Annotated in this window: 10 protein-coding genes, 1 tRNA gene and 1 riboswitch; of the genes, 5 read left to right on the top strand and 6 right to left on the bottom strand. The window is 70.6% G+C overall.

Features of this window, described 5'->3' with window-relative positions:
- Nucleotides 1-406 precede the first annotated feature (406 nt).
- Nucleotides 407-1,381: a tRNA (guanosine(46)-N7)-methyltransferase TrmB gene (gene trmB / locus FPZ41_RS24000; RefSeq protein WP_322620644.1), complete on the top strand. Its 975-nt coding sequence runs from the start codon at nt 407-409 to the stop codon at nt 1,379-1,381.
- 113 nt (nt 1,382-1,494) lie between these two features.
- Nucleotides 1,495-2,949 (top strand): PrsW family intramembrane metalloprotease, encoded by a 1,455-nt coding sequence (locus FPZ41_RS23995; RefSeq protein ID WP_322620643.1) that lies wholly within the window; start codon nt 1,495-1,497, stop codon nt 2,947-2,949.
- 130 nt (nt 2,950-3,079) lie between these two features.
- Here the strand turns inward: FPZ41_RS23995 and FPZ41_RS23990 are convergent, their stop codons facing one another.
- The 4 genes from FPZ41_RS23990 to FPZ41_RS23975 all read right to left on the bottom strand — a co-directional run bounded on the left by FPZ41_RS23990 (nt 3,080) and on the right by FPZ41_RS23975 (nt 6,996).
- Nucleotides 3,080-4,030, bottom strand: a complete 951-nt coding sequence (locus FPZ41_RS23990) for an aldo/keto reductase (RefSeq protein WP_152865795.1) — start codon at nt 4,028-4,030, stop codon at nt 3,080-3,082.
- Nucleotides 4,031-4,129: 99 nt separating this feature from the next.
- A complete protein-coding gene (locus FPZ41_RS23985) occupies nt 4,130-5,164 on the bottom strand; it encodes a M23 family metallopeptidase (protein ID WP_322620642.1) in 1,035 nt (344 codons plus the stop codon).
- An 11-nt stretch (nt 5,165-5,175) separates the two neighbouring features.
- Nucleotides 5,176-5,334: riboswitch (cyclic di-AMP (ydaO/yuaA leader) on the bottom strand.
- Nucleotides 5,335-5,641: 307 nt separating this feature from the next.
- Nucleotides 5,642-6,283, bottom strand: coding sequence for a GTP cyclohydrolase II (locus FPZ41_RS23980; protein ID WP_152865794.1), 642 nt, complete (start codon nt 6,281-6,283; stop codon nt 5,642-5,644).
- A 197-nt stretch (nt 6,284-6,480) separates the two neighbouring features.
- Complete coding sequence (locus FPZ41_RS23975) at nt 6,481-6,996, bottom strand: MarR family winged helix-turn-helix transcriptional regulator (RefSeq protein ID WP_152865793.1); 516 nt, start codon at nt 6,994-6,996, stop codon at nt 6,481-6,483.
- Nucleotides 6,997-7,119: 123 nt separating this feature from the next.
- On the opposite strand from FPZ41_RS23975, the gene FPZ41_RS23970 reads away from it, so the two are divergent.
- The 3 genes from FPZ41_RS23970 to FPZ41_RS23960 all read left to right on the top strand — a co-directional run bounded on the left by FPZ41_RS23970 (nt 7,120) and on the right by FPZ41_RS23960 (nt 9,100).
- Entirely contained in the window at nt 7,120-8,262 is a 1,143-nt protein-coding gene (locus FPZ41_RS23970; protein WP_152865792.1) for a dihydrofolate reductase family protein, read from the top strand.
- A gap of 68 nt (nt 8,263-8,330) precedes the next feature.
- Nucleotides 8,331-8,933 carry an antibiotic biosynthesis monooxygenase gene (locus FPZ41_RS23965; protein WP_152865791.1) on the top strand — a complete coding sequence of 201 codons (603 nt, stop codon included), beginning with the start codon at nt 8,331-8,333 and terminating at the stop codon, nt 8,931-8,933.
- A gap of 93 nt (nt 8,934-9,026) precedes the next feature.
- Nucleotides 9,027-9,100: transfer RNA gene (locus FPZ41_RS23960), tRNA-Met, on the top strand.
- Nucleotides 9,101-9,172: 72 nt separating this feature from the next.
- Here FPZ41_RS23960 and FPZ41_RS23955 read toward each other — a convergent pair.
- Together FPZ41_RS23955 and FPZ41_RS23950 are read right to left on the bottom strand one after the other, a co-directional pair.
- Entirely contained in the window at nt 9,173-9,460 is a 288-nt protein-coding gene (locus FPZ41_RS23955) for a hypothetical protein (protein ID WP_322620641.1), read from the bottom strand.
- A gap of 166 nt (nt 9,461-9,626) precedes the next feature.
- Nucleotides 9,627-10,052 carry an arsenate reductase ArsC gene (locus FPZ41_RS23950; protein ID WP_152865790.1) on the bottom strand — a complete coding sequence of 142 codons (426 nt, stop codon included), beginning with the start codon at nt 10,050-10,052 and terminating at the stop codon, nt 9,627-9,629.
- Nucleotides 10,053-10,058: the final 6 nt, after the last annotated feature.

Here is a 10,058-nt window from a genome sequence, read left to right as displayed (position 1 = left end):
GCCGTGGGGTGCGGGCACCGGCCGGGAGGTTTCGCCCCCGCCGCCCCTACCCGTCCCATCCCCAGGGGCTGCCGCCCCTTCGACCCCGGCCGAGGGGGCTGCGCCCCCTGGACCCCCGGGTTTCGGGGCTGCGCCCCGGACCAGTCCCTCAGGGCTCCGCCCCCGGCCCCCTCTTCGGGGCTCCGCCCCGGACCCCGTTTCGGGGGCCGGCCCCCGGACCCCCGCTCCTCAAACGCCGGAGGGGCTGGAATGTGCGGGGCGGGGCTGGGGTTTTCAGCCTGTCCGGCGTTTGAGGACGAGGCCGTTCAGGCCGACAGCGAGGGTCTGGGGGCGGCAGCCCCCAGGGAAGGGACGAACCCGGCGGCAGGTCTCACGTGGCCCGGCTCCCAGTAAAATCGACTTCACTGTGTCTGATTCCACCCACATCCCCGAAGCCCCGCGGCGCACCACCCCCGGCGCGTCCCTCCGTCGTACCCGGGCCAAGGGTGAACCCCGGTTCCCCGACGGGCCGAAGGCCGATCCCGCCGGGTCCCACTTCGAGCGGCGGATCCGGAGTTTCCAGCCGCGGCGGAGCCGGGTGACGGCGGGCCAGGCGGACGCGTTGCAGCGGCTGTGGCCCAAGTGGGGGCTGGACATCGACGGGCAGCGGACGATCGATCTCACCGAGCTGTTCGGGAACGCGTGCCCCGTGGTGCTGGAGATCGGGTTCGGGATGGGGGAAGCCACCGCGCAGATGGCCGCGGAGGATCCCGAGACCAATGTTCTCGCCGTGGACGTGCACACCCCTGGCCAGGGCAATCTGCTCAATCTCGCCGATCAGAACGGGCTGTCCAACATCCGGGTGGGGAACGGGGACGCCATCATCCTGTTGCGCGAGATGCTCGCCCCCGACTCCCTCGACGGACTGCGCGTCTACTTCCCCGACCCGTGGCCCAAGAAGCGGCACCACAAGCGGCGGCTGATCCAGCCGGAGTTCCTCGCGCTCGCCGCGTCCCGGCTCAAGCCGGGTGCCGTCCTCCACTGTGCGACCGACTGGGAGCCGTACGCCGAGTGGATGCTCGACGTGCTCACCGCGCACCCCGACTTCGAGAACACACAGGCCGGCGGCGGATTCGCGCCGCGTCCGGCGTTCCGGCCGCTGACCCGTTTCGAGGGCCAGGGACTGGACAAGGGTCATGTGGTGAACGACCTGCTCTTCCGACGCGTACAGCACAGGGACGTAACGTTCAAGGAGCCAAAGGAATCGCAGGAGTTTCAGGAGTCCCACGGGTCCCAGGAGTCCAAAAGTTCCCAAGGTTTCCAGGGTTCCCAGGGTTCCCAGGGTTCCCAGCAGCAGCGCGGAGGGCAGCCAGACCACCCAGTCCATCCCGACCAGCCATAACCCACCGGCGCCTGACCAGTCCCGCCGAACGCCCGCGAGGAACCACCGAGCAGCACCTGCACCTCACGCGGCAGCATCGCGGGGAGCGCCCCTCCCTCGTTAGGGTCGATGCCGTGGCCACCTTTCCCCCGTACCCGACGCACCCCAGCGAACCGCCCGGCCCCGGCGGCCCAGTCGGCGGGAGACGGCGCCCAGCGCACTGGTGGCGCAAGAAGTGGGTGCGGTACGGGGCGCTCATCACGCTGCTCACGCTCTCCGGACTGGTCATCCTCGCCCTGGTCCGCGAGCAGACCGGTACGGAGGGATTCCTGGTCGGGCTGGGGCTGGCGGTACTCCCTGTGCCGTTGCTCATCGCCACGTTCCGCTGGCTGGACCGGGTCGAGCCCGGGCCCTGGCGCAACCTGGTCTTCTCGTTCGCCTGGGGCGCGTGTGCCGCGGCACTGATAGCCATCGTCGCGAACAGCTTCGCGACCAGATGGATAGCGACCGCCACCGCCGATCCGTCCAGCGCGGACACGCTCGGCGCCACCGTGATAGCGCCCGTCGTGGAGGAGACCGCCAAGGCCGCAGCGATCCTGCTGATCTTCCTGTTCCGCAGACGGGACTTCACCGGGATCATGGACGGAGTGGTGATCGCCGGGGTCACCGCCACCGGGTTCGCCTTCACCGAGAACATCCTCTACCTCGGCACGGCCTTCGGAACCGACCAGCTCAGCGGCGGCAGCGGAATCGCCTCCGTGACGGCCGCGACCTTCTTCGTCCGCGTGATCATGTCGCCCTTCGCGCATCCGCTGTTCAGCGTGTTCACAGGGATCGGCTTCGGGATCGCGGCGCTCTCCGCGGACCGGCACCATGTGCGCCGCGTGCTCCTCCCCCTCTCCGGGCTGCTCCTCGCGATGGGCATGCACGCCCTGTGGAACGGCTCGTCGACGTTCGGGGAGTTCGGTTTCTTCGCGGTCTACGCGGCGTTCATGGTTCCCGCGTTCGGGCTGCTGACCTGGCTGGTCATCTGGACGCGGCAGCGGGAACTGCGCACCGTGCGGGACGAGTTGCCCGCGTACGCGGCCGCCGGGTGGCTGACGCCGCCCGAGCCGTACGCCCTCGGGAACATGAAGGCGCGGCGGCTGGCCCGCGAGTACGCCGGGCACCAGTTCGGGCGGGAAGCGGCGCGGTCGGTCGCCGAGTACGAGGCGTACGCGACCTCACTCGCCTTCCTGCGGCACCGGGGGCGGCGGGGCCGGGCGAACGCCGATTTCGTCGTACGGGAGCGGGAGTTGCTCTTCGAGCTGTGGCGCCGACGGGAGATCGCCCGTCCCTCCCTGGCGTACGCGGCACAGACCACGGCACCGATGCCCGTGCACGGAAGCGGGTACGGGAGCGCGCACGGCTACGGATACGGGCACGGGCACGGGCACGGATACGGGAGCGCGTACGAGTTCGGGCACGGATACGCCCATGGGTACGGGCATGGACACGAGTACGAGCACGGGCCCGCGTTCGAGTACGCGTCGGCGTACGGGCACGGCCCGGCGGCGCCGTATCCCTCCTACAACCCCTATCAGACGTAGTCCGGGGTAGTGCGGGGTAGTCCGGCGTAGTCCGGAAGCTTTGGACGGTACGGCACCGGCGGTCGGGGTGAGCGCCGGTGCCGAGAGCGGACCGCGGGAAGCGGACCGCCGGAAGCGGACCGCGTCCGCGTCAGCTCCCCTGTGACGCCTCCGTCAGCTTGGCCAGCTCCTCGTCCGTGAGGGTCAGCTCCGCCACCGCCACCAGGGCCGGCAGCTGCTCCACCGTCCGCGCCGAGGCGATCGGCGCGACGACCGTCGGCTGGGCCGCCAGCCAGGCGAGGGCCACTGTGGCGATCTCCGCCCCGCGCGCCCCGGAGATCTCGTCCAGGGCCGCGAGGACCCGTACGCCCTGCTCCTTCTCCAGGTAGGCGCCGGCGCCCTGGGCGCGAGGGCTGTCCACGGTCGTGCCGGGGCGGTACTTGCCGGTGAGGAAGCCCATGGCGAGGGAGAAGTACGGGACGGCGGCGAGCCCGGCGCGGGCGGCGACGTCCTGCAGGGGACCCTCGTACGTGGAGCGGGAGACCAGGTTGTAGTGCGGCTGGAGCGCAACGTACCGGGCGAGGCCCTCGCGGTCGGAGAAGTCGAGGGAGGCCTGGAGGCGCTCGGGCGAGATGTTGGAGGCGGCGACGGCCCGGACCTTGCCCGCCTTCACCAGGTCGTCGACCGCCCCGACGATCTCTTCCACCGGGACTTCCGGCTTGTCGAAGTGGGTGTAGTAAAGATCGATGTAGTCGGTGTCCAGACGGCGCAGCGAGGCGTCGGCGGCGGCCTTGATGTTGGCGGCCGTGAGGCCCTGGTAGTCGGGGTGCTGGCTGACCTTCGTGGCGATCACGACGTCGGACCGGTTGCCGCGCGCCTTGACCCACTTGCCGATGACGGTCTCGGACTCGCCGCCCCGGTTGCCCTCGACCCAGGCCGAGTAGGAGTCGGCGGTGTCGATGAAGTTGCCGCCCGCGGCCGTGTACGCGTCGAGTACGGCGAAGGACTGTGCCTCGTCGGCGGTCCAGCCGAAGACGTTGCCGCCGAGGGAGAGCGGGAAGACCTCGATGTCGGATGAACCAAGCTTGCGAAGAGAAGTCATGCTTTACAACAACGCCCTCGCCGGACGCACGCATTCCGCGCGTCCGGACGAGGGTTTGTGAATCCGGGAGGAGATCACCTCACCTGCTCCCGGAGGACCTCAGGGGGTGAGCCCCTTGCCCTGCAGCCACGCCATCGGGTCGATGCCCGAGCTGCTGCCGCCCGGGTGGACCTCCATGTGGAGGTGGGCGCCGGTGACGTTGCCCGTGGCGCCGACGCGGCCGATGACGTCGCCGGTCGCGACCTTCTGGCCGACGCTGACGCCGATGGAGGACTGGTGGGCGTACCAGATCTCCGTGCCGTCGTTGAGGGTGAGCACCGTCTTGTAGCCGTACGAACCGTCCCAGCCGGCCTGGGTGATCGTGCCGGTGCCCACGGCCTTGAGCAGGGTGCCCGTGGGGGCGGCGAAGTCGAGGCCGGTGTGCTGGCCGGAGGACCAGTAGGCGCCGGCCTGACCGAAGCTGGAGCTGATGGTGTACGAGGACGTCGGCAGCGTGAACTGCTTGGCGAGCTGGGCGAGGCGCTCGGCCTCGGCCTTCTTCCTGGCCTCCTCCTCCGCCTTCGCCTTCTCGGCGGCGGCCTTGGCCTCGGCCTGCTCCCGCTCCTCGGCGGCGGCCTCGGCCGCCTTCTTCGCGGCGGCGGACTCGGCGGCGGCCGCGGCGGCGCGGTCGACCGCTTCCTGCTGCGACTCGGCCTGCTGCATGATGCGGGCGCGCAGCGCCTCACCGGCGTCGTCGGCGCCCTGCTCGGCGTCGGTGAGGCTCAGGCCCGCGTTGCTGAGCGGGGTGGGGGAGCTCTCGGGCTCGTCCTCGGAGTCGAAGACCGAGCCGACGTTCGGCATGTCGGGCATCGAGATGGAGACCGGCGGCTTGCCGGTCTGCGCGGAGGCCATGCCGCCCGCGCCGACGGCGGCTATGACACCGACGCCCAGAACGGTGGAGCTGCGGGCGAGTCCGCCACGCTGCTTGGCGACGCGGTGCCGGCCGCGAAGGGGACGAATGGACTCCGCGGTGGGGTTCCACTCCTGCCAGGGGCCCTCGTCCTGGCTGTTGTAGCCGCCATACCCGAAGGTGTCGCTGTCGCCGTGTCGGTTCGGCACGGACGGAGCTTCGGTCGCAGACCGGTTCGACGCCACGTGGGCGTACTCCTTTCCTTCCTTCTCGCCTACCGGGTTAGCTGACGGGTTCGGAGCAGGAAGGTCTCCTACGCGCGTAAACCAGCCGTGCTTCCACGGTGGTTTCCGCGCGATTCACCCCAGGGTTGGTGGTTCCCCGGTTCCCTTGCGGGATTCGGCGCGTGCGCACGGAGCCGCCTCTTGTGACGGCTGGGACGACCGCGCTGCGTTATCGAACGTTAATAGACGTGCGGGCCGTATTCCAAGCGGTTCCGGATGATCGTTCACGCCCGTGCGCGGGATTTAGGGGGCATGGGGGGCCGAATAAGGGCGAGCTACCCCTGTCTCAGGTGTCACAAGAGTTCTGATGGTGTGTCAGATGTTATGCGGAGCGAGGCTGTTCGGACACGCTGGGTGATCGCGAATATGGGGAAGTCGTGAACGATCACCGCCAGGGCTTCCTTGTGGACACCCTGGCGAATGCCGGGACTTGGGCCGTCAGCCCGCGGAGAGCTCCGCCAGGTCCGCCAGGGGCAGCGTGTGCTGGGTCTGGAGGACCTTCGCCCGCAGATAGCGGACGTTGTGGGCGGTGGTGAAGACGCCGGTGGGGACGCGCGTACGAACCTTGACCCCGAGGTCACGGAGCTGCTGCGCCTTGTCGGGGTTGTTGGACAGCAGGTCCAGGGTGTCGATACCGAGGGCCTGGAGCATCTGCGCGGCGGCCGTGTAGTCGCGGGCGTCCTCGGGAAGACCGAGGGCGGTGTTGGCGGCGTACGTGTCGAGGCCCTCGTCCTGGAGGGCGTACGCGTCGAGCTTGTTGTAGAGGCCGATGCCCCGGCCCTCCTGGCGGAGGTAGAGGAGGACCCCACCGCGGTCGGCGATCTGCTCCACCGCCTCGCGCAGTTGCGGGCCGCAGTCACAGCGGGCCGAGCCGAAGACGTCGCCGGTCAGGCACTCGGAGTGCAGGCGGACCAGCGGAGTGGCGCCGGGCGCGGGCTCACCGAGGACGACGGCCACGTGCTCCTGCCCGTCGGCCAGGCCGTGGAAGGTGACCAGCTCGGCATCGACACCGTACCCGTCGTGGAAGCGCAGCGGGACCCGGACGCGGGAGCGGGGGGTGGCGGTGGGCTGGTCGGACATGCGGGCCTCCGGGCCAGGTGCGGGTGCAAGGTCGGCAATCTGATTCAGTTTTGAAGCAGATCGCATCACGAGGTCGACCGTAACCCTGCTTCAAACTTCAAGCAACCCTGGTGGAGGGCGACGCATTCCCTGGGCGGGCGAGATGACGCATTCCCCGGGCGGGTGAGATTGCGGAGCCGGCCCGATGGCCCGATGGACTAACTCGAAGGACAGGAGCGGCGGCGCCACGGAAGGTCGTCAGGGGTGACCGTCTCCGTGCCGTCCCCCTGGAGCGCCTTCGTGATGCCCGTACAGATCCGCTCCAACTGCTCCACCTGCCCCGGGTCGAGGTGGTCGAACACCGCCCTGCGGACCGTCTCGACGTGCCCCGGTGCCGTACGCTCCAGGAGGGCCATGCCCTCGTCCGTCAGCACCGCGACGCTCCCCCGCTTGTCCCACTCGCAGTCCTCGCGCCGCACCGCACCGTCCTTTTCCAGCCGGGCCACGGCGTACGTCAGCCGACTGCGCGTGATCTTCAGCACCTCGGCGAGATCGGTCATCCGCAGACGCCGGTCCGGCGCCTCGGAGAGCATGGCCAGCACGGAGTAGTACAGGTGCGGCAGACCCGCCTCCTGCTGGAGCCGGCGGTCGAGCGTGTCCTCCAGAAGCGCCGACGCGGCAATGTACGCGCGCCAGGCACGCTGTTCCTCGGGGCTGAGCCAGCGGGTCGTCATACGGACAGTGTAGTTATTGTTTAAAACTTGAACCAGATGCCCGCGTGGCAGCCGAACCGAGGCCACCCACCGGTCACGACACACCCCGCCGACCGATCGGTCACGACCACGGGAGCGACCCCCATGCCCCAGCCCTACGTCCTGTTGTCCGCCGCCGTCTCCCTCGACGGCTACCTGGACGACACCGGGCCCGAGCGGCTGCTGCTGTCGGGTCCGGACGACTTCGACCGGGTCGACGAGGTACGGGCGGCCAGTGACGCGATCCTGGTCGGCGCCGGCACCCTGCGCACCGACAACCCCCGGCTGCTGGTGAACTCACCCGAGCGGCGCGCGGCCCGCCTCACCGCCGGGCTCCCGGAGTACCCGCTGAAGGTCACCGTCACGGCGTCCGGCGACCTCGACCCGACGGCCCGCTTCTGGCACACCGGCGGCGAGAAGGTGGCGTACACGACGGACAAGGGCGCCGAACGCCTCCGCGCCCTCGGCCTCCCGGCCGACGTGGTCTCCGTCGGCCCCGAGCTGGAGTGGCGGTCCGTGCTCGACCACCTCGGGAACGTACGCGGCGTCCGGCGCCTCATGGTCGAGGGCGGCGGCCAGGTCCACACTCAGCTGCTCCGGGAGGGCCTCGCGGACGAGCTCCAGCTGGCCGTCGCCCCCCTGTTCGTGGGCCAGTCGGACGCCCCGCGGATGTTCGGCACGGGGGCGTACCCCGGCGGCCCGACCAGCCGCCTGCGCCTGCTGGAGACCCGGCCCGTCGGCGATGTCGTCCTCATCCGTTACGCGCCCACGGTCCCCGGCACAGGCGGGCAGCCCTCGGCGGCCGACCGGCACTGGCTGGACCTGGCGTGCGACCTGGCGGCACAGTGCCCGCCCTCGCGGACGGCCTTCAGCGTGGGCGCGGTGATCGTGGCGGCCGACGGTACGGAACTGGCCCGCGCCCACTCCCGCGAGGGCGACGACCCGGTGGTCCACGCCGAGGAGGCGGCCCTGGCCAAACTGGACCCCGCCGACCCGCGCCTGGCCACCGCCACCGTCTACAGCAGCCTGGAGCCCTGCGCCCGCCGCTCCTCCCGCCCGTCCCCGTGCGCCCGGCTGATCCTCGACGCGGGCGTACGGCGGGTCGTCACCGCGTGGCGGGAGCCGGACACGTTCGTCGTGGGCGCCGACGGCAACGCGCTCCTGGCGGCGGAAGGGGCCGAGGTCGTCGTACTCCCGGAGTACGAGCCCCGGGCGACGGCACCGAACAGCCACTTGCTCACTCCCTGAGGCCCTGGGTACTCCGTACCGGTACACCGGGTACCGCCCGCCGGTCGCGCGCCGGAAGGAGGCCGTGCATGAGCCGTACCCGCGAGGTCCCGACGGCCGCGGACCGGCCGGAGGACCAGGGAGTGACGCTCGTCTACAGCTGGGAGGTGGAGCCCGGCCGGGAGGCGGAGTTCGAGGAACTCACCCATGAGATCGCCGACGTCGCCGCGGGCTTCTGCGGCCACGAGGGCATCGTCTGGCTGCGCCCGCACCGCGGCCAGCGCCTCTACCACGGCGTCCTGCGCTTCTCCAGCCAGGACCGCCTCGACGCATGGCTCCGGCTGCCCGAGCGCAGGGCCTGGCTGGAGCACATGCGCGCCGTCGGCCATCAGGTCTCCCACGTCCAGCGGCAGCCCACCGGCATGGAGACCTGGTTCAGTCTCCCGCAGCGCCCGGTCGACGCCCCGCCGCGCTGGAAGATGACCCTGATGACGATGCTCGGCGCCTATCCGATCTCCCTCGCCATCAACTGGCTGATCACCCCGCACACCGCCGCCCTGCCCGTCCCCCTGAAGGCCCTGCTCTTCCCCCTCCTCGTCGCCCCGCTGCTCACCTACTTGGTCATGCCCGGGCTCAGCCGCCTGTTCCGCCGGTGGCTGTACGGGGAGGAGCCTCGAAGCGAGGTGAAGTGAGGTGAGGTGAGCGAGCAGGACCGTCGCCGGCCCGTGGCCACGGCAAACCCGTGCGCGAGCTGTCCCGCGCATGACGTACACTGGTTTCACCGACGCGGGGTGGAGCAGCTCGGTAGCTCGCTGGGCTCATAACCCAGAGGTCGCAGGTTCAAATCCTGTCCCCGCTACTGAAGGCCTGGGGCCGGAATCCGAAAGGGTTCCGGCCCCAGGTTTTTTCACGTGCCGGTACTGGGCTACCGCTACGCCTCATGCGCCCCCGGCCCGGGATGCCGTACGGCCTTCTTCACGTCCGCCTCGATCTCGCTGCGCGGCTGGCCCTCGGCCTTCGCGTACTCGGTCACCGCGGCCTGAACGTCCCGGGCGAGGTCGCGCCAGGCCCGCCACGCGGTCTCGTACGTGTCGGTCTGCGTTTCGGTCCACTTGTGGGCGGTCGGGGACCCGTACAGCTCGCGCAACTCCTCCACCCGCGCGTGGGCCTGGTCCGCCGCGCGCTGTATCCCCACGAGCTCCTCGAAGGTCTGTGCCACGCGTACGAATCCTTGAACAGACGGCGCCCTCGACCGAGCCGCCACGCCGTGCCCCGATCTGCACCAGGGCCAAGCGCCACAGCGGTTCACTCACTCGGGGCCACACCGTGCCATCGCGTGACCTGTCGGAAGCGGCGCCGACAGCGAACCGACACCGCTACCGGGCTCAGGCCGAGGCTGCCCCAATGCCGAGCTCGGCCAGCAGGCCGCGTACGCGCTGCTCGATCTCGTCCCGGATGGGTCGCACGGCGTCCACGCCCTGGCCGGCCGGGTCTTCAAGCTGCCAGTCCAGGTAGCGCTTGCCCGGGAAGACGGGGCACGTGTCCCCGCAGCCCATCGTGATGACGACGTCCGAGGACTGTACGGCCTCGGTGGTGAGGATCTTCGGCGTCTCGGCGGAGACGTCGATGCCCACCTCGGCCATGGCCGCGACCACGGCCGGGTTGACCGATTCGGCGGGGGCGGAGCCGGCCGAGCGGACCTCGACCCGGTCACCGCCGAGGTGGGTGAGGAAAGCGGCGCCCATCTGGGAGCGGCCTGCGTTGTGGACGCAGACGAACAGCACGGAGGGACGCGGGGCAACGGAGCTCATGGCAGG

Origin of the sequence: Streptomyces acidicola, from assembly GCF_009377235.1 — a bacterium.
Lineage (GTDB): Bacteria > Actinomycetota > Actinomycetes > Streptomycetales > Streptomycetaceae > Streptomyces > Streptomyces acidicola.
This window is presented reverse-complemented; position numbering and strand designations above follow the sequence as displayed.